The 18,313-nt window shown below is 34.8% G+C and carries 18 protein-coding genes; 10 read left to right on the top strand and 8 right to left on the bottom strand.

Going from position 1 to position 18,313, the window contains the following annotated elements; genetic code table 11:
• Window positions 1–48 precede the first annotated feature (48 nt).
• The gene (queA, locus tag LBU54_RS11985; RefSeq protein ID WP_224529984.1) at window positions 49–1,098 is read left to right on the top strand and encodes a tRNA preQ1(34) S-adenosylmethionine ribosyltransferase-isomerase QueA; all 1,050 of its coding nucleotides are present in this window, start codon (window positions 49–51) and stop codon (window positions 1,096–1,098) included.
• Window positions 1,099–1,181: 83 nt separating this feature from the next.
• Complete coding sequence (rlmN, locus tag LBU54_RS11980; RefSeq protein WP_224530334.1) at window positions 1,182–2,222, top strand: 23S rRNA (adenine(2503)-C(2))-methyltransferase RlmN; 1,041 nt, start codon at window positions 1,182–1,184, stop codon at window positions 2,220–2,222.
• 65 nt (window positions 2,223–2,287) lie between these two features.
• Here the strand turns inward: rlmN and LBU54_RS11975 are convergent, their stop codons facing one another.
• Window positions 2,288–3,451 carry a T9SS type A sorting domain-containing protein gene (locus tag LBU54_RS11975; protein WP_224529981.1) on the bottom strand — a complete coding sequence of 388 codons (1,164 nt, stop codon included), beginning with the start codon at window positions 3,449–3,451 and terminating at the stop codon, window positions 2,288–2,290.
• 174 nt (window positions 3,452–3,625) lie between these two features.
• Here LBU54_RS11975 and LBU54_RS11970 point away from each other — a divergent pair, with 174 nt between their 5' ends.
• From LBU54_RS11970 to LBU54_RS11955, 4 genes are all read left to right on the top strand, one after another.
• Complete coding sequence (locus LBU54_RS11970; RefSeq protein ID WP_224529979.1) at window positions 3,626–4,603, top strand: polyprenyl synthetase family protein; 978 nt, start codon at window positions 3,626–3,628, stop codon at window positions 4,601–4,603.
• Between the two features lie 117 nt (window positions 4,604–4,720).
• Entirely contained in the window at window positions 4,721–5,284 is a 564-nt protein-coding gene (locus LBU54_RS11965; RefSeq protein ID WP_224529976.1) for an RNA polymerase sigma factor, read from the top strand.
• A complete protein-coding gene (locus LBU54_RS11960; RefSeq protein WP_224529975.1) occupies window positions 5,271–6,050 on the top strand; it encodes a hypothetical protein in 780 nt (259 codons plus the stop codon). The genes LBU54_RS11965 and LBU54_RS11960 overlap by 14 nt, the downstream gene beginning before the upstream one ends.
• A 49-nt stretch (window positions 6,051–6,099) precedes the next feature.
• Window positions 6,100–7,233, top strand: coding sequence for a hypothetical protein (locus tag LBU54_RS11955; protein ID WP_224529970.1), 1,134 nt, complete (start codon window positions 6,100–6,102; stop codon window positions 7,231–7,233).
• A gap of 53 nt (window positions 7,234–7,286) precedes the next feature.
• Here LBU54_RS11955 and LBU54_RS11950 read toward each other — a convergent pair whose 3' ends face one another.
• Window positions 7,287–8,111, bottom strand: a complete 825-nt coding sequence (locus LBU54_RS11950) for a cyclase family protein (protein WP_224529968.1) — start codon at window positions 8,109–8,111, stop codon at window positions 7,287–7,289.
• 131 nt (window positions 8,112–8,242) lie between these two features.
• On the opposite strand from LBU54_RS11950, the gene dnaG reads away from it, so the two are divergent.
• Entirely contained in the window at window positions 8,243–10,222 is a 1,980-nt protein-coding gene (gene dnaG, locus LBU54_RS11945; protein ID WP_224529966.1) for a DNA primase, read from the top strand.
• On the opposite strand, the gene LBU54_RS11940 is transcribed toward dnaG, so the two are convergent.
• Together LBU54_RS11940 and nadE are read right to left on the bottom strand one after the other, a co-directional pair.
• Window positions 10,212–10,844 (bottom strand): response regulator, encoded by a 633-nt coding sequence (locus tag LBU54_RS11940; RefSeq protein ID WP_224529965.1) that lies wholly within the window; start codon window positions 10,842–10,844, stop codon window positions 10,212–10,214. The two genes, dnaG and LBU54_RS11940, sit on opposite strands and share 11 nt — an antisense overlap.
• A gap of 140 nt (window positions 10,845–10,984) precedes the next feature.
• Window positions 10,985–11,773, bottom strand: coding sequence for an NAD(+) synthase (gene nadE, locus LBU54_RS11935; protein WP_224529964.1), 789 nt, complete (start codon window positions 11,771–11,773; stop codon window positions 10,985–10,987).
• A 75-nt stretch (window positions 11,774–11,848) separates the two neighbouring features.
• Here nadE and gldB point away from each other — a divergent pair, with 75 nt between their 5' ends.
• Together gldB and gldC are read left to right on the top strand one after the other, a co-directional pair.
• Window positions 11,849–12,823, top strand: coding sequence for a gliding motility lipoprotein GldB (gene gldB / locus LBU54_RS11930; protein WP_224529963.1), 975 nt, complete (start codon window positions 11,849–11,851; stop codon window positions 12,821–12,823).
• Window positions 12,823–13,161 carry a gliding motility protein GldC gene (gene gldC, locus LBU54_RS11925; RefSeq protein WP_224529962.1) on the top strand — a complete coding sequence of 113 codons (339 nt, stop codon included), beginning with the start codon at window positions 12,823–12,825 and terminating at the stop codon, window positions 13,159–13,161. The genes gldB and gldC overlap by 1 nt, the downstream gene beginning before the upstream one ends.
• Here gldC and LBU54_RS11920 read toward each other — a convergent pair.
• The 3 genes from LBU54_RS11920 to LBU54_RS11910 all read right to left on the bottom strand — a co-directional run bounded on the left by LBU54_RS11920 (window position 13,158) and on the right by LBU54_RS11910 (window position 17,147).
• A complete protein-coding gene (locus tag LBU54_RS11920) occupies window positions 13,158–13,883 on the bottom strand; it encodes a hypothetical protein (protein ID WP_224529959.1) in 726 nt (241 codons plus the stop codon). The genes gldC and LBU54_RS11920 overlap by 4 nt on opposite strands.
• A gap of 427 nt (window positions 13,884–14,310) precedes the next feature.
• Entirely contained in the window at window positions 14,311–16,032 is a 1,722-nt protein-coding gene (locus tag LBU54_RS11915; protein ID WP_224529958.1) for an amidohydrolase, read from the bottom strand.
• A gap of 203 nt (window positions 16,033–16,235) precedes the next feature.
• On the bottom strand, window positions 16,236–17,147 hold the full coding sequence (locus LBU54_RS11910) for a hypothetical protein (protein WP_224529955.1): 912 nt from the start codon (window positions 17,145–17,147) through the stop codon (window positions 16,236–16,238).
• A 219-nt stretch (window positions 17,148–17,366) separates the two neighbouring features.
• On the opposite strand from LBU54_RS11910, the gene LBU54_RS11905 reads away from it, so the two are divergent.
• Window positions 17,367–17,987 (top strand): DUF4230 domain-containing protein, encoded by a 621-nt coding sequence (locus LBU54_RS11905; protein WP_224529953.1) that lies wholly within the window; start codon window positions 17,367–17,369, stop codon window positions 17,985–17,987.
• Between the two features lie 11 nt (window positions 17,988–17,998).
• Here LBU54_RS11905 and LBU54_RS11900 read toward each other — a convergent pair whose 3' ends face one another.
• Window positions 17,999–18,310, bottom strand: a complete 312-nt coding sequence (locus LBU54_RS11900; protein ID WP_224529951.1) for a rhodanese-like domain-containing protein — start codon at window positions 18,308–18,310, stop codon at window positions 17,999–18,001.
• Between the last annotated feature and the right edge of the window lie 3 nt (window positions 18,311–18,313).

The following is an 18,313-nucleotide window of genomic DNA, read 5'->3' as shown; positions in this document are numbered from 1 at the left end:
TATGTGGAGGTTGTATATTTGCAACTTCAAAAAAATTCGAATTCGCTTATGAAACTATCACACTTTAACTTTAACCTTCCAGAAGAATTATTAGCTGAACATCCTGCAGAGCACAGAGACGAATCGCGCTTAATGGTTTTAGACAGGCAAAATCAAACCATTGAGCATAAACACTTTAAGGATGTGATTGATTATTTTGATGAAGGTGATGTTATGATCCTAAACAACACGAAAGTTTTTCCAGCGCGTTTATACGGTAATAAGGAAAAAACCGGTGCTCGCATTGAAGTATTCTTGTTACGTGAGTTAAATCAAGATCAAAGGTTATGGGATGTATTGGTAGATCCAGCACGTAAAATTAGAATAGGTAATAAGCTTTATTTTGGTGAAGACGAAAGTTTAGTGGCTGAGGTTATTGACAATACAACCTCAAGGGGAAGAACACTTCGTTTTCTATATGATGGTTCCTACAGGGATTTTAGAAGTAAATTACGCGAACTAGGGGAAACACCGCTTCCAAAGTATATTAAAAGAGATGTAGAGCCAGAAGATGAAGAGCGCTACCAAACCATTTTTGCAAAAAATGAAGGTGCTGTTGCGGCACCAACTGCTGGACTGCACTTTTCTAAGCATTTATTGAAGCGACTAGAAATTAAAGGTGTAGAAATGGCTGAAGTAACCCTGCATGTTGGCTTAGGTACTTTTAACCCAGTTGAAGTAGAAGATTTGTCTAAGCATAAAATGGACAGTGAAGAAATCTTCATTGACGAAAGAGCAGCAGCCATTGTAAACCGTGGCATTGAAAAAAAGAAACGTGTTTGTGCAGTAGGTACAACTTCAATGCGAACAATTGAGAGTTCTGTATCATCCAGTGGCAGATTGAATCCATACGAAGGTTGGACCAATAAGTTTATTTTTCCACCATATGAGTTCAGCATCGCCAATAGTATGATTACAAACTTCCATACACCTAAATCAACCTTATTAATGATGATTTCGGCGTTTGCAGGTCACGACTTCGTAAAACATGCATACGAAGAAGCTGTGAAAGAAAAATACAGATTCTATTCATATGGTGATGCAATGCTTATTATTTAAGATAGAAATAACCAAAGATAAGCCTCGTTAAGAGGCTTTTTTTATGTAGTACCATTACCATACAATTAAGTACTTTTGCAATGATGGAGGTCAAGAAAAAAGATATACGTGCTTTAACTAAAGCGCAATTAAGAAATTTCTTTATAAAACAAGGGGACAAGGCCTTTCGTGGTAATCAAGTATATGAATGGTTGTGGCAAAAGTCTGCGCATAGTTTTGAAGACATGACCAACATCTCTCTAGATACAAGGGAAATGTTGAAGGCGCATTTTGTTATTAACCACATAAAGGTAGATCAAATGCAGCGCAGTGCAGATGGCACAATAAAAAACGCGGTTAGACTACATGACGATTTAATTGTTGAATCGGTGTTAATTCCAACACCAAACCGCACAACAGCTTGTGTTTCTTCACAAGTAGGATGTAGTTTAGATTGCAGGTTTTGTGCCACAGCGCGCTTAAAGCGCATGCGTAATCTCAATCCCGATGAGATCTATGATCAGGTCGTAGCAATAGATAATGAAAGCAGATTGTATTTTAACAGGCCTTTGAGCAATATTGTTTTTATGGGAATGGGAGAACCGCTAATGAATTATAATAATGTTTTAAAGGCCATAGATAAAATTACATCGCCAGAAGGTTTAGGCATGTCTCCAAAAAGGATTGTAGTATCAACCTCTGGTGTTCCAAAAATGATTAAGAAATTGGCAGATGACGAGGTTAAGTTTAAGCTTGCCGTATCCTTGCATTCTGCATTAGATGAAGTGCGTACATCGATTATGCCTTTCAACGCGACTTTTCCATTGAAAGATTTAAGGGAGGCACTTCAATATTGGTATGCCAAAACTAAGAATAGAATAACATATGAATATGTAGTTTGGGAAGGAATAAATGATAAAAGAAAAGATGTAGATGCACTAGTAGCGTTTTGCAAGTTTGCCCCAAGCAAGGTAAACTTAATTGAGTATAATCCTATTGATGATGGTGAGTTTCAACAAGCAGACAACAAAGCCTTAGACATGTATATAAATATTTTAGAGGCCAATAATATTACGGTAACGGTAAGGCGAAGTAGAGGTAAGGATATTGACGCAGCATGTGGTCAATTGGCCAATAAAACATAAAAAAAGCGACCGGTCACTGAGGTTCTCGAAGTGCGGTCGCTTTTTTTTGATTAAATAATAATTATTTAGTTTTTATTCACCTTAAAAGTTTGGCGCTTATTTCCAGCAATGACCTCAACCATATATAACCCATCTTCAAGATTTGATAAGTTAATTGACTTATTAGCCAAACTATTACCACTGAATTGAGCCACAGATTGACCAAGTAAATTATATACTTGTACACTATCCAAATCTAAATTAGTTCTAATGTTGAGAATGTCTTTTGTAGGATTAGGAGAAACACTAACTACATTTAAATCGACTTCATCAATAGATAAGGCAGGATCTTGTTCCGTTGTAAAACTCCAAACGGCAGATGTAGAAGAACCTGCACAATTAATACTTTCAACTGACCAAAAATATGTAGTATCGTAGGCTAAATTGAAAATAAAATCGCCATTAGGGAATCCGGTAAAAGTATTATCTGTTGGTGGATTCTGCACGCCTAAATTTAGTGTGTAGGAATTTCCGGGATCACCAGGTCCATCTACCCATGAGAAAAATACTCTGTTTGGGAAGTTAGTAGCGTCAGTCTGATCTAAGGCTACATTTGTTGCCGCGTCCATTGGCATAGGTGAAACTACAGGAGCAGGAGCACTCACAGTACACTGGAATACTTCAACATTGTCAAAGGCCCAGTAATAAGACCAGTTTCCTACCCATCTAAACCTTACCTGCGCATTTGTCACGCCTGCTAATTCAGCAGATACATCTAATTCAACCAAACCAAATTCAGGTGTACCAGATGCTATAGGAGGTTCCATATAATCTATTACGGTTTGCCAGGTAGTACCATCAAAAACTTCAACATAACCTTCACCGCCGAAGCCACTTAAAAATAAATGATTAAATCGTAATGTAACATTTGTTAAAGACCCACAGTCAAAAATAGGGCTTTCTAGTGCTGATTCTTCCGCAGTTCCATTGTTGCCGTATGCATCACTATTGAATATTGCATAATTTCCGGCCATACCAGCTGGATCATAAAAAACTGTATTGCCAGCTCCAAAAAATGGTGCTTCGCCACCAGTTTCAAAAGTCCAGATTTCTCCATTACCTGGTGTGTCCGTATTGGCCCAACCAGCTGGTAAACTTAGACCGCCTTCAAAATCTTCAGTCAATACGACTTGCGAGAAAATGATACTAGTTGAAAATAATAATGTAAAGAGTAAAGTAATTTTTTTCATATTTAATAAGGATTAATTAATTGATTCTAAGTTACAAATAATTAACTGTTAGAAATGTTAAATCCTTAATATTGATAATTTTAACGTTAAAGCGCATTGTAATTCGTAATTTTACATTTTTCAGTAATGGTTTGCCCACTTGATTCATAAAATCACAAGTTTTCAGAAGTATAAATGAAAATTACAGAACAGATTAAACAACCTATTGCCTATGAAATGGAGCTTTTTGAGCAGAAATTTCAACTTTCCATGGCTAGTAAGGTTGCTCTTTTAAATAGAATTACGCACTACATAGTTAATAGAAAAGGAAAACAAATGCGACCGATGTTTGTTTTTCTTGTGGCTAAAATGCTTAATAATGGCGAGGTTAGTGAGCGTACTTACAGAGGTGCATCAGTAATAGAGCTTATTCATACAGCCACTTTAGTTCACGATGATGTTGTAGACGATAGTAATCGAAGACGTGGGTTTTTCTCAATAAATGCATTGTGGAAAAATAAAATTGCCGTTCTAATAGGTGATTATCTGTTATCAAAAGGGTTGCTGCTCTCAATAGATAACAATGATTTTGATCTTCTAAAAATAATATCCATTGCGGTTAAGGAAATGAGTGAGGGCGAACTACTTCAAATTGAAAAAGCACGTCAACTGGATATTACAGAAGCGGTGTACTATGATATCATAAGACAAAAAACTGCCACACTAATTGCGGCATGTTGCAGTTTGGGAGCGGCATCCGTAAAGCCAAACACACCTCAAATTGATACCATGCGAAAATTTGGTGAACTCATTGGCATGGCCTTTCAAATAAAAGATGACCTTTTTGATTACGGAGAAGAAAAAATTGGCAAACCCACAGGTATTGATATAAAGGAACAAAAAATGACCTTGCCCTTAATTTATGTTCTTAACAATAGCTCAAGGAAGGAGAAAGCTTGGCTCATCAATTCGGTAAAGAACTACAACAAGGATAAAAAAAGGGTTAAGGAAGTTATTGCCTTCGTTAAGGAAAAGGGTGGACTGGACTATGCGATTAAAAAAATGAAAAGTTTTCAGGAAGAGGCCATCCAACTACTTCAAGATTATCCTGATTCACCATACAAGGCTTCACTTGAGCTTATGGTTGAGTATGTTATTGATAGAAAAAAGTGATTTTATAATGCTGATAATCAAGGTATAAGAAATATATTTCAACTTTTTTTTAATTTTCAGGCAACCATTTACACGATATTTGCGTCTTTAATAGTAGAAGAGCAATCGTAAACCAACATGAAAGTTATACAACTTCATAAAAACGAAACAAAACTCATACAGAAGGCTTCAAAGAATAATCGAGAAGCACAGCATATACTTTATGAGTTGCATGCACCAAAAATGCTCAGTGTCTGCAGATACTACATAAAGGATGTACACCAAGCAGAAGAGGTTATGCTTAATGGTTTTTTTAAGGTTTTTAAGCACCTTAAGTCATTTAAAAATAATGGCAGTTTTGAAGGTTGGATAAGACGAATTATGGTCAGGGAAGCTATTTCGTTTTTGCGCAATCAAAAGAATATAGAGTTTGTTGCAGAAGATGGTTACTTGGAAAAAGATTACTCAAATAATATTAATACAACTATTGAGGTTGCTGAAATACAGCAGGTGATTGATAGTTTACCAGAGGGCTATAAGATGGTATTTGTTATGTATGCTATTGAAGGTTATAAACATTATGAAATAGCAGAGTTGCTTAACATTTCGGAAGGGACATCAAAATCGCAATTGTTCAAAGCAAGACAAATACTACAACAGAAAATTAAAGAATTAAATAACAACAGTTATGGCACCAATTAAATTTGAAGAACAACTAAAGGAAAAGCTAGAGAAGCGCACTTTGTCGCCATCTGCAGAGGGATGGGCCAAACTGTCTGACAGATTGGATGCTGAAGACAAAAAGACTAAAAGACCAATCTACTGGTGGTTGAGTATTGCCGCTATGTTAGTAGTAATGATTGCAATTTCAGTGCAGTTTTTTAATAAAGAAGAAAGTACATCGGTTGCTCCACAAGTAGTTAACGAACAACCAAATGAAGTTAAAACCAATAAAAATGCTGTTGTAATTGAGTCCGATAATACACAGTTAGCAAACGAAAGCAACATTATTGAAGAGATGCAAGAGGTTAAAGCGTCACAGACTAAACGACCTTCAGTAAACAATATCAAAAGATTACCTGTAACTAAAGCTGAACCAGAATCCCAATTGGTATCCAATACAAATGGACTTGTGGAGAAATTGGAAGAAAACAATCCAATAAAGCTTAAAGAAGAGATCATAAAGCAACCTGAAATTAATAAGACAGCAATTGCTGAGGCACTTGAAACTATAGATAATAAAAATGAGGCGGAACTTAATAGAGAAGTAGATTCATTGCTAAAACTTGCGAGTAAAGAACTTACGAAAAGTAAACTCATGAAAGATACCAGTAAAATGGTAGGCGCAAACGCCTTGCTAGAGCAGGTACAGGACGAAATGGGCCAGTCCTTTAGAAGTAAAGTATATGAAATGCTTAAGGACAGCTACAAAACCGTTAAAACTGCTGTAGCCCAGAGAAATGATTAAAAGAGAATCAATTTTAAATTAAATAATAATCATCAAAAAACGAACAGTTATGAACACATTTACAAGAATCGTAGTCCCATTATTAGTATCATTTTTATGTACCTTATCTTATGGTCAAACCAAAAAGATGGATAGCGTTAACATAGATTCGCTACAACTAAAATCAACGCAAGAGATTTATAAAAATGAGCAAATTGAAAAACTTAAAAAACAGAAAGAAAATGTTGAAAAACAAGAACGTGAATACTTAAAGGAAGACATTGAGAGAATTAATGTTCAATTAGACAATGGTGAGATAACAGCAGAGAAAGCAGAGCAATTAAAGAAAGAAGCAGCCGAAAAAAGAGCGGCGAACATTGCAGATAAATTGGCAATAATTGATAAGCAAATTGCACTTTATGAAAGAACCGACAAAGCATATCAAGTAGGTATGCCACGTTCTGATGACGATCAGACAATTATTAGAATTGGAGGAGATGAAGATACTAGCGAAAGTTTCATCTATATTGGAAAAAGAGAATACGACAAACCAAGACGCTATGATAAAAGAACTGTTGAAGATTTTGTTTTTGCCATAGGCTTTAATAATGCGCTTATTGATGGGCAAGGTTTAGATGATTCACCATATAAACTTGGAGGTTCTGGTTTTGTAGAATTGGGTTATGCCTGGAAGACGAGGTTATTTGATAATACGAATTTCTGGAGATTAAAGTATGGATTCTCCTTTCAATGGAACAAATTTGATATTAAAGACAACATGTTCCTGGTAAACAATAACGATCAAATTGAACTTCAAGAGTTTGCCTTAGATTTAGATAAGGCAAAATTTAGAACCACCAATTTAGTTTTCCCCGTACACTTAGAATTTGGACCATCAAAAAAGATAGAACGTGATGATTATTTCAGATATTCAACGCGAAATAAATTAAAAATTGGTCTTGGTGGTTATGCTGGTTTCAATATCGGAAGTATGCAGAAGCTTAAATATAAAGATAATGGTGAGCGCGTTAAAGACAAGCAAAGAAGTGGCTTTGAAGTAAGCGAATTCGTTTATGGGCTAAGCGGTTATTTAGCTTGGGGAGGTGCCGCATTATATGTTAAGTACGATCTTAATCCATTATTTAAAGATCAGGCAATAGATCAAAAATCGATTTCTGTTGGTCTTCGATTTGATATGGACTAAATCAATCAAAAAAATCGTTAATAAGCCTTAATCTAATTTTCGATTGAGGCTTTTTACTTTAGTAGTGCAATTATTCGCAAAGGAGCTCCACTGCCACCTTTAATTTTCATTGGCAAAGCAACTATTTCAAACCCACTATTAGGGAGTTGGTCTAAATTGGTAAGATTTTCGAATGCCGGGATATTTTCTGATAATAAAATAACATGACTTTGGAAATATTCTGATTGGCCATAATCAATACTAGGAGTGTCAATTCCTATGGCATTAATATTCCGTTGTTCAACAAGCCATTTGGCTGCTTCTGGAGATAGTCCTGGAAAATGAAGCTTTTTAACTGCGGCTTCTCCTTTTTCGTCAGTTCCCAAATATTTGACTCTATTTGGATAGAATTTTGAAAATCCTGTTTGTAATAAAACAATACTACCATCCGAAATTTTAGTTTTTTCCTGTTTTTCCCAGGCTATTATATCATCAATAGTTATTAAATAATCGGGATTATTTAAGGCATTTGATGACACATCTATTTTTATGGCATGTCCTATCAGTTTTTCGAGAGGTATTTCATCAACGGTTTGGCCTTTTTTTGCGAAATGAATTGGTGCATCTAAATGAGTGCCACCATGTTCTGCGGTACTAAAATTAAAGGCAGAATAATAATACCCTTTATCGGTCTCGCCTTCAAATACGGTATCTAATTCAAACTCTTTAGCGGTAACCCAATAGACAGTTTCACGCGAATAAGAATGCGAAAGGTCAACTATTCTTCTGTCAGATATTTTTTTCAAATTATATGATTCCTTCGAATCATTAGATCCAGCCTTTTCTTGGTTGCATGTAAACGACAACAATAGCAGAATAAAAACTATTCTTGTTTTCATTATTTTGATATATTAATGCCTGAGATAAACTAAGTTCGTTGTTTTTCCTGTATTAGGCAAATTACTTTTTAACATTAAATCGGATAACCATATAGTTTTTTAACTTTACAGACTTACTAATTGTTGAAGCTTTGATTTCTCAGAATACCATATCTCAAGTTTTTGAAACTGCTCGTGTCGAGGAGGTAATTGGCGATTTTGTACAGTTAAAAAAAGCTGGAAGTAATTTTAAAGGCCTCAGTCCGTTTAGCGATGAGCGTACACCAAGTTTTATGGTCTCTCCTGTAAAACAGATTTGGAAAGATTTTTCAACTGGAAAAGGCGGTAATGCAGTAACCTTTTTAATGGAACACGAGCATTTTACATATCCTGAGGCTATAAAATACCTTGCTAAGAAATATAATATTGAGGTAGAGGAGACCCAGCGAACAGACGAGGAAAAAGCAAGAGCGGACGAAAGAGAAAGTCTTTATTTAGTTAGTGAATTTGCCAATACCTATTTTCAGAATGTACTACACAAAACCGATCAAGGAAAGGCTATTGGATTAAGTTATTTTAAGGAGCGTGGCTTCACTGAAGATACTATTAAAAAGTTTCAGTTAGGTTATGCTTTAGATGAGTGGCAAGCTTTTACAGATGAAGCCTTGAAAAAGGGTTACAATATTGAGTTCTTAGAAAAAACAGGGCTTACTATTGTTAAGGAAAATAAACGCTTCGATAGGTTTAAAGGAAGAGTGATGTTTCCTATTCACAGTATGAGCGGTCGTATCCTTGGTTTCGGTGGGCGTATTCTGGGTAACGACAAAAAAGCAGCCAAGTATTTAAACTCGCCAGAAAGCGATATTTACCATAAGAGCAAAGTACTATACGGGCTCTACTTTGCAAAGCAAACTATTGCAAAACAAGACAACTGTTATTTGGTGGAAGGTTACACTGATGTAATACAATTTTATCAAACAGGAATTAAAAACGTAGTATCGTCATCAGGAACCGCTTTAACACCAGAGCAAATACGATTAATCAATAGACTAACAAATAACATTACAGTATTATTTGATGGTGATGAAGCCGGCATCAGAGCGTCCTTACGAGGTATTGACTTAATCTTGGAGCAGGGTATGAACGTCAAGGTTTGTATGTTTCCTGATGGTGAAGATCCTGATAGTTTTGCCAAGTCTAATACATTGACGGATCTTTCAGATTACCTTACTGAGCATGCAAAGGATTTTATTCAATTTAAAGCCTCTTTATTAGCAAGGGAATCCAAGAACGATCCTATTAAAAAAGCCGAAACTATCAGGGATATTGTAAATAGTATTTCTAAAATTCCAGATCAGATTAAACGCGAAGTTTATATCCAGGAATGCTCTAAAATTATGGATATTAGTGAGGAGGTACTTTTTAGCACCTTGGCGCAAATACATAAAAAGGATTATCAAGACGCAAATAAAAAATACAGGCAAGAACAAAAAGCCTTTGAGGTTGTAAAGAATGAAGAATATGCAAAACCTAAAGTAGATGTTCAGTATGAATTGGAGCGCAAAATAATTGAGATACTAATGCTTTATGGAGACCGAACTGAACAGTTCGAGGATTTGGTGTTGAAAGAAGATGAGGTTTCGGGCGATTTAATCATGGAGCCAACCATACAAAAGGCTCGTGTTTTTGAAAAGATTTATTTAGACCTTCAAGAAGATGAGATGATGTTTTCCAATGAAAAATTTAGAGAACTGTATTATTCAATCATTGATAAATTGAATCAAGAGGAAGAATTTTCGACAAGAGATTTTATTAATCAACTTGATCAGGATGCTGCATCCACTATTACTGGAATTTTAATGGAGGACGAGAAGTATGGAATTGATGATTGGGAACGTTATCAAATATTACCTAAAAAAAAGACCGATACTTTAGACCAGTTAGTGTCACAAACTGTTTTAAGTTTAAGATGTTTTTTAATTGAGAATAAGGTTGAAGAATTGAAAAATAATATACTAAAAGATAATGTTGACACAAAAACCATAATGGAAGATGTTAAAGACTATAATGACTTAAAGTCTTTACTTTCCAAAAAATTAGGTAAAGTAATTGGTAGTTACGTTACGAAGTAAGATTGTGGTGTTTTGCCTGATGTACTAAATCTACAATGTTGTTAACGTTTAGCTTTTTGAACAAACGCGCCTTGTAGGTACTTACAGTTTTTTCATTAATATCCAACTCTTCTGCAATCTCTTTATTTTTTCGACCTATGGAAAGAAGTTTTAAGACCTCCACCTCGCGTGTAGAGAGTTTTTTAAACAAACGGGTTCTACTTTTACGCGTATCTTCATAGCGTAAATGCTTATCCATTTTCTCACTTAATGAAATTTCGCCTCCCTTCACTTTTCGAATAGCCATTTCTATTTCTTCTACACTTGCAGATTTACTTAAATAGCCTGAAGCACCTGCCTTTACAGTGCTTACAGCATATATTTCTTCTGGCTGATGGCTAAAAATAAGAACGTTTATATCCTTATTTTCTTTTTTAATGGCTCTTAATGCCGTTATTCCATTAAGTTCGGGTAAGTCAATTTCAGAAATGATTACATCAACGTCGTTGCGTCTTAGAAATTCAAAAATCTCGATGCCGCTGTTTAATTTCCCAACGACATTCAAATCGGGTTTACTACTTAGATATAAGTCTAGACCTGCTCTTACAATAGGATGACTGTCTACTATCAATATGTTTATCATGACACTTGATTTTAGGATTGGTTAGGGATTATAATGTCAATACAATAAGCTAATTAAGGCCTAATCTGCAGTCCGTTTGGTTAAACAAAAGATACGAAAAATATAGCAGTTATAGGAATTTAATCGTTAAAACGCAAAAATTATCTTAAATCACTAGGGATTTCACAAATTGGTATTGGAATCATCTTGTGTTTGTTCATTGTGTTGAACCTTTTAAAGATTTTAAAAACTTCCTTTTGCCTACCTTCAAAATCACCTGCAGTTTTACCAGCATCGTCCATAGCCATAGCCCATTCTAATTCTGGGTACGATGCGCCAATTTGATCTTCATCTGTTCTGTCATCACCCCAAAGACCGTCTGTTGGAGGTGCATCAATGATTTCTTGATTTATTCCTAAATGTTTTGCGAGACGATAAACGTCAGATTTTAGTAGATCTGCAATTGGACTTAAATCTACGCCACCATCACCATACTTGGTATAAAACCCAACCCCAAAATCTTCGACTTTATTTCCTGTGCCAGCAACAAGTAGTTTATCAAGAGCGGCAAAATAATACAGAGAGGTCATTCTTAATCTAGCTCTTGTATTTGCTAATGACATGAAACGACTTTCTTCATTTTCAACATCAGGAAGTGCATCGACCAGACCGTCAAATACAGGTGTAAGATTTACTTGCGTCATCTTGACATTAGGAAATTTATCCTGCAACCATTTAATGTGATTCATTGCTCTCGATACTTGATTTTCTGATTGATGAATTGGCATTTCCAAACAAAGAACATCCAAGCCAGTCATTGCGCACAATGTTGAAGTGAGCGCAGAGTCAATACCTCCAGAAACACCGATTACAAAACCATTTACGTTTGCATCGTTAGCATAATCTGTAAGCCAATTTACAATGTGTTTAACAACCTTATCTGTCTGCATAATTTTTAGAGTTTTATAATATAAAAGTAATGTACCTTTGCACAACAAAAATAGCGGAAACGTGTTAGATTAAAAATGTTTTATACAAGAGAAATACGAATTTATTCTTCTTCAATTTTGATGCTTTTTATTCTGTCCTGTGCTAAGGATAGTTCATTTGAAAAAGAGATTTCAAAAATTGACATAGATTTTACAATTGAACGCTTTGATAAGGCTGTGCGTAATGCCTCAGCAAAAGACTTGCCAAAACTCAAGGAGGCATTTCCGTTTTTATTTTCAAACCAAATACCTGACTCAATTTGGAGTAGAAGACTAGAAGATACACTTCAATTGCAACTTGCTGAGGAAGTAAGTAAAACATTTCAAGATCTTAAGAATATTAAGGGAGAATTGACAAACCTATTTCAACATTTAAAATATTATGATAAAACATTTAGTACCCCTCGTGTAATTACATTAACAAATGATGTAGCTTATAGGGATAAAACCATTGTAACAGATTCTATAGTTTTAATTGCTTTAGATAATTTTTTGGGTGAGGAACATGAGTTTTACCAGAATATTCCAAGGTACATAGCTTCAAATTTAAATAAATCTCAAATAAGTGTTGACGTTGCAAGAGGATACGGAAAAAATTATGTTTACCAGTCTGCAAGAAAAACGTTTTTAGATGAAATGATTTATCATGGTAAATTGCTACACTTCAAAGACAAAATGATTCCGTTTAAAACTGATGCGGAAAAAATTGGTTACACTGAGGAGCAGATAAGTTGGGCAGAAGCTAACGAAAGCCAAATTTGGAGCTATTTTGTTGAAAAAGAGTTGTTGTATAGTACGGATAGCAAATTGCCTTCTAGATTTATAATGGATGCCCCTTTTTCAAAATTTTATCTTGAATTAGATCGAGAGTCACCAGGACGATTGGGACAATATATAGGTTGGCAAATTGTAAGAGCTTATGCAGAGCGAACTAACGAACCTATACTTAGTATAATGCAACAGGATCCTGAAGAAATATTTAGGGAATCAAAATTTAAACCGAAGAAATAATGTCAAAAACCATAACAAGTAAAATAGAGCTCAATGTTGAACTAGATGAGAATCGCATACCAGAAAAGTTAAATTGGTCTGCCGAAGATGGTGGTATAAGTAATGAAGAGGCAAAGGCTATAATGCTTTCTGTTTGGGACAGTAAAGCGCAAGAAACTTTGAAGATAGATTTATGGACCAAGGACATGCCTGTAGACGAAATGAAGTTATTTTTTCACCAAACACTGGTTACCATGAGTGATACCTTTATGAGGGCAACACAAGACGAAAAGATGACGGCAACAATGAAAGATTTTTGCGACTATTTTGCGGAAAAACTTGAGCTAAAGAAAAACTAAGGATTATAATTTAAATCCCTTGCCGTTTTATAATAAGGGTTGACATTGAATGAACTAGAATGTGTTACACTGGCGTAATCAGGGTTAATACGCTTAAGTTTCATAAATTCGCTTTTGTCGTAAATTTCCCAAACAGTTAGTTCGTTAAATTTACCTATTCGTGTCTGTGTGTCTAGCTTATTTTGTTCGATTAGTTCTTTAACAACATTAATATCTCCTGCACGCCGTATTAGTCTGGAGCTATTGCCATTCTGTATTTTGCTTACAATCCAATAGCTAACAATATTTTTATTAGTAGGCTTATCCAGAGTTTTTCCAGCAGCTCTATTTAATCCTTCAGAAGATTCAAAAGATTCACTTTGGTTTACATTAGATGATGCGTAACTTCTTTTTGTAAGTATTGGTTGATCTCTAAGAAGTGTGATTATAATAAGTTTGCCATTTAATTTAACTTCCGTCGTATATCTACCCACTGGTATTTCTTGTAAAGGAATAGATATTGCGTTTTTATTTACAGAAAATTGTCTTTCAAAATTAGAGTTGAATATTGTGACCGAATGTATTTTACGATTTGCAGCAAGTTTTAAACTGTCACCACTTTCATTAAGAGTATGATGCAATTCTTGCGCTCTGTAATTTACATTTTGGATTAAAGTTGACTTCTGACCATAAGTTGAAACTGTCAAAGCCAAAAAAACAAGGGTAAGCCAAGTAGTTTTCATAAGCAGGTATGTTGAGGGCACATCAATCGCCTTTAAAGCGAGGGATTTTGATATAGCGTAAAGCTATTTATAAAATCAATTTTTGAATTAATACTCAGATGTTTGACCTATTTAAATAGTTTAAGTGAAAATAGTGGTCAATTTATTAGATGAAAAGCATTTAAGGATTGGCTAAGAAAACACAATTATTATCACTAATGAACTATAAAATATTTATAGTGAAATGCATGAACACCAAATTTTAATAACCCTATTTCATAATAGGAAATTTATAAATAGTGAGCGCATAATTAATCCTTTGTATGGTAACACTTTCTTAACTATTAGGTAATAACAAAGTTTAGACGGCCCCTTATTTTTGTAACGCTATTAATCATTCAGTAAAAACATTAATTAGAACTTCATCAAGAAGGGAAACTAGTGTTTTTTATTTTTTTGATTCATATACTACCTTTCCATCAAAAATGGTCATCACTACTTCTGTATCTAAAATTTTATTTTCCTCAACAGTCATCAAATCTTGGTCGTAAATGGTGAAATCTGCTAATTTCCCTACGGTAATAGATCCTTTTATATCTTCTTCAAATGCACCATAAGCAGCATCCAGGGTATAGGATTTTAAAGCTTGTTCTCGTGTCATTTTTTGGTCCGGCTCATAGCCGCCTTCAGGCGTACCTTTAAGCGTTTTTCTGCTCACACTGGCATAAAAACTCGCAATAGGATTTATGGGTTCTACAGGGACATCTGTTCCATTGACGATCGGAACACCGCTCTGCAACAAGGTTTGCCACATATAAGCACCTTCTTTAATGCGTTTTTCACCTAAACGATCGATTGCCCATGGTCTATCGGAAGACATATGAACAGCCTGCATGGCAGGTATTACTTTTAATTCTGCAAATCTTGGAATGTCATCTGGGTGCAAATGTTGAGCATGTTCTATTCTAAATCTGTGATCTGTTGTGGCGTCAGGAATATCGTTAAGTGCTAGCTCATATCTATCTAGTATTTCCCTGTTAGCTCTATCACCAATGGCATGCGAGCAAACCTGAAAACCATATTTCAGTCCATTAAGTGCTGTTTCTTTGACAAATTCCATAGGAAGTGTTTCATGGCCAAAATGGCCTGGCCGGTCGGTGTAAGGTTCTAGTAACCAAGCACCTCTTGATCCTAGCGCACCATCACAGTTTAGTTTTACCGATCGTATTGTAAAAAGATTGTCATCATCAACCATTATACCTTTTTCAAACCATTCGTTCAGTAGGTCTTCATCCCATCCTGTTAACATGGCATATATTCTGGTCGTCATTTTTCCTTCGGCCTTCATATTGTTATACAATTCAATGGTTTCCCTTGGTATTCCAGCATCATGAAAACTTGTTATTCCATTTTCATGACAAGCCTTTACGGCAAGTTCAAAAGCTTTTATATCTGTCTCTTGTGTTCGCTCAGGTATATGTTGCGTGATTAGAGTTTGGGCACGCTCATTAAAAACTCCAGTTGGTTTTCCAGAAGCATCGACCAAAACCTCACCGCCTTCAACTTTATAATCTTTAACACCATCAATAGATAAATTAATTAATCCAGCAATTTCCATTGCTTTTTCATTTGCAAAACCTGCGTGACCACTTGCATGTCTTAAATAAACGGGATTGTCTGGTGAAACCGCACTCAATAGATGGTGTGTTTGAAATCCGAGAACTGTTTCTGCTGGCATACTATCCCATTTGCTTTGATGCCAACCTCGGCCTGTTATCCACTCTCCTGGTTTTGCGGTTTTAACACGTTCTGCAACCGCATCAATAATAGCTTGGTAGCTGGTAGTGTTTATTAAGTCTAGATTGAGCTCATTGTAGCCTAAACCCATAAAGTGGCCATGACCTTCTATTAAACCTGGAGTCATGGTTTTACCCTGTAAATCGACTAATTCAGTTTCATTTGTCTTGAATGCTTGGGCATCTTCCAAACTGCCGGCAAATACTATTTTATTGTCTTTTGTTGCAACAGCCTCAACTGTTTTAAGTGAATCGACCGTGTAAATGGTACCACCATATATAAGCATTGTAGCCGATTCATTTTTTGGATTTGAACACGACCATGCAATTAGACATAAAATAAACGTTTGGAAAAGAATTTTTTTAATAGACATACTTAAATTTTAGGTTTCAATTTACAACATTAGCAGGCATTAATTAAATCAAATACAGAGATATCATCACATATTAACTACATATTTACCAAATTAGAAACGTATTAATTGAATTTGGCTACGCTAAATAGTTGTAATAGTTTAACTTCAAATTTGCTTACAACACAAACAAAAGACTTTAATTCATTTTGTAGAACACCACATTACCTCGAAGCACTAGATGCACGTGTTGCATAATAAGGAATAGGATTAAAACAATCTGATGTCTTAACACTTGTTACAAAATTTCTGTTTTGCCTTTGTTGTATCATAAACGCCTTTGTATCGAAGACTTCCCAAATCGTTAGCTTGTTATTCCTTCCTTTGGCTGTCTTTATTTCGGTCTTGTTGTGTAAAATTAGACCAGCAATTAAATCCGCATGAACGAGTTTTTTTGTTTTTGAAGAGCTATTGCCGTTGTTTACCTCCAACTCCACCCAAAAATATTTGTTGGAACGTTCAGAAGGTTTTTTTAATCTAGTATTTAAGAGGTCGGCAGGACTGTAATTTCTATAGTTTACTTTTTCAGTCTTCTCAGGGGCAATAGTCTCTGGCGCCTCTTCGGCCAATGCTATCGTTGTAAGTTGCAGTTGTTCGTCAATCTTTACTGTTTCTTCTTCGATAATTTGTTCTGATTCTTCAATGCCTATGACCGGCATTGTCATCGAAGCAGCTTTTGACATTTCCTGAGTTTCTATTGCTGTTAATCTTAAATCTTCGAGTTTTGCATCAGAAAGTGCTAGGGCCTCTTTGGCTGTTTCATTACGTATTAAGGTCATAATTATGTGCCTGTCACTTAACTTGGCCTCTACAACATATCTCCCTTCTGGTAGATCATTTATCGGAATATTACTTTTATATCTATTAACAGCAAGTTTTTTTTCATAAAAACTATTATAAATATCAACTTGATAAATAGTTTTATCGCTTTCTAACTTTAAAGTGTCACCATTATGATTTAATTCGTGTATTAAATCTTTAGCACGAAAGTTTACATTTTTAATAAGGCTTGACCGCTGGCAATTCCCAATTTGTGAAGTGGCCAAAAAAAGTATCACAATAAATACTCTAAGCATGGATTAATTACTTAATTGATTTAGTTATAGCTATTGTGAGACTTGAGGAAAGTATAGCATGAATTAAATATAGTACATCAAAAGAGTATCACAAATGAAATTTAATTTCTTATTTGATTAAATAGGTAAAATGTTAAAAATGAAAGATAAAATGCATGATTGACGAAAGGATGCTCATTAACTCGATACTAAAATGCGCTTAATTTTTTAAATTCGCTTATGCGTAAAATCTTATTTGGAGTAGTAATTACCTTGTTAGTCTTGTTTGCTTTCAAGTATTGTGGAGATGAACAAGAACAAAATATTACTATCAAAGAAAATACAGTATTAATCCAGGAACAGATTAAGAATGTAGGTAAACTTGTTGTTACTGAAGGCCATTTCAGCGAGGTATTCACTTATGAAAATTCACAAACCTATTTTGGGGATTTGCTCGAAGCAAAAAAACAAGCTATAGTTATTGTAAATGCGGAGGTCTCTGTTAGTTATGATTTGAGCGAAATTGAATTTAATGTAGATGGGGAAAATAAAACACTAAAGATTACCAATATTCCAGAAGAAGAGATAAATATTAACCCAAATTTAGAGTATTACGATATTCAAGCAGACTTTCTCAACGAATTTGAGGCGAGCGATTATAATAAAATAAAGGAAATCGTTAATAATTCATTATTAAAAAAGGTCAATGCTTCAGACTTGAAATCTAATGCCAAGAATAGGCTGATAAGTGAACTTTCAAAATTTTATATTCTAACAAATTCTTTAGGTTGGATACTTAAATATGAGGAAAAACCCATTAAATCTATAGAAGCTTTTAATTCGATTGATTTTAAATTTTAAATTGAGAGCAATTACTTAAATAGTGATTTTCTTACCGTAGAAATACCACCACCATTAATTGCATCTATACCATTTTGTTTCAGGAATCTGGTGGCATTAGCAGAGCGCATTCCACTTGCACAATAAACAATAATAGGTTTATTCGATTTTTTTATTTCATCAACTCTGTATTCTAATTCATTAATTGGAATATGTACAGCAGATTGTATATGGTCTAAAAAGTATTCGCGGTCTGATCTTACGTCAAGTAAAACAGCTCCTTTTTCGATATATTCCATTAGCTCTTCGGCCGACTTACCACTTAAAATATTAAAAAACCCCATAGT

It is taken from the genome of Winogradskyella alexanderae, from assembly GCF_020166335.1.
Classification (GTDB): Bacteria; Bacteroidota; Bacteroidia; order Flavobacteriales; family Flavobacteriaceae; genus Winogradskyella; species Winogradskyella alexanderae.
This window is presented reverse-complemented; position numbering and strand designations above follow the sequence as displayed.

Excerpts from the sequence above, each read along its gene's own strand:
- LBU54_RS11905 (WP_224529953.1), top strand. The coding sequence starts at position 17,367 with ATGCGTAAAATCTTATTTGGAGTAGTAATTACCTTGTTAGTCTTGTTT.
- LBU54_RS11970 (WP_224529979.1), top strand. The coding sequence starts at position 3,626 with ATGAAAATTACAGAACAGATTAAACAACCTATTGCCTATGAAATGGAG.
- LBU54_RS11965 (WP_224529976.1), top strand. The coding sequence starts at position 4,721 with ATGAAAGTTATACAACTTCATAAAAACGAAACAAAACTCATACAGAAG.
- nadE (WP_224529964.1), bottom strand. The coding sequence starts at position 11,773 with ATGCAGACAGATAAGGTTGTTAAACACATTGTAAATTGGCTTACAGAT.
- gldB (WP_224529963.1), top strand. The coding sequence starts at position 11,849 with ATGTTTTATACAAGAGAAATACGAATTTATTCTTCTTCAATTTTGATG.
- LBU54_RS11960 (WP_224529975.1), top strand. The coding sequence starts at position 5,271 with ATGGCACCAATTAAATTTGAAGAACAACTAAAGGAAAAGCTAGAGAAG.
- LBU54_RS11950 (WP_224529968.1), bottom strand. The coding sequence starts at position 8,111 with ATGAAAACAAGAATAGTTTTTATTCTGCTATTGTTGTCGTTTACATGC.
- LBU54_RS11920 (WP_224529959.1), bottom strand. The coding sequence starts at position 13,883 with ATGAAAACTACTTGGCTTACCCTTGTTTTTTTGGCTTTGACAGTTTCA.
- rlmN (WP_224530334.1), top strand. The coding sequence starts at position 1,182 with ATGGAGGTCAAGAAAAAAGATATACGTGCTTTAACTAAAGCGCAATTA.
- queA (WP_224529984.1), top strand. The coding sequence starts at position 49 with ATGAAACTATCACACTTTAACTTTAACCTTCCAGAAGAATTATTAGCT.
- LBU54_RS11940 (WP_224529965.1), bottom strand. The coding sequence starts at position 10,844 with ATGATAAACATATTGATAGTAGACAGTCATCCTATTGTAAGAGCAGGT.
- LBU54_RS11900 (WP_224529951.1), bottom strand. The coding sequence starts at position 18,310 with ATGGGGTTTTTTAATATTTTAAGTGGTAAGTCGGCCGAAGAGCTAATG.
- LBU54_RS11955 (WP_224529970.1), top strand. The coding sequence starts at position 6,100 with ATGAACACATTTACAAGAATCGTAGTCCCATTATTAGTATCATTTTTA.
- gldC (WP_224529962.1), top strand. The coding sequence starts at position 12,823 with ATGTCAAAAACCATAACAAGTAAAATAGAGCTCAATGTTGAACTAGAT.
- LBU54_RS11910 (WP_224529955.1), bottom strand. The coding sequence starts at position 17,147 with ATGCTTAGAGTATTTATTGTGATACTTTTTTTGGCCACTTCACAAATT.
- LBU54_RS11915 (WP_224529958.1), bottom strand. The coding sequence starts at position 16,032 with ATGTCTATTAAAAAAATTCTTTTCCAAACGTTTATTTTATGTCTAATT.
- LBU54_RS11975 (WP_224529981.1), bottom strand. The coding sequence starts at position 3,451 with ATGAAAAAAATTACTTTACTCTTTACATTATTATTTTCAACTAGTATC.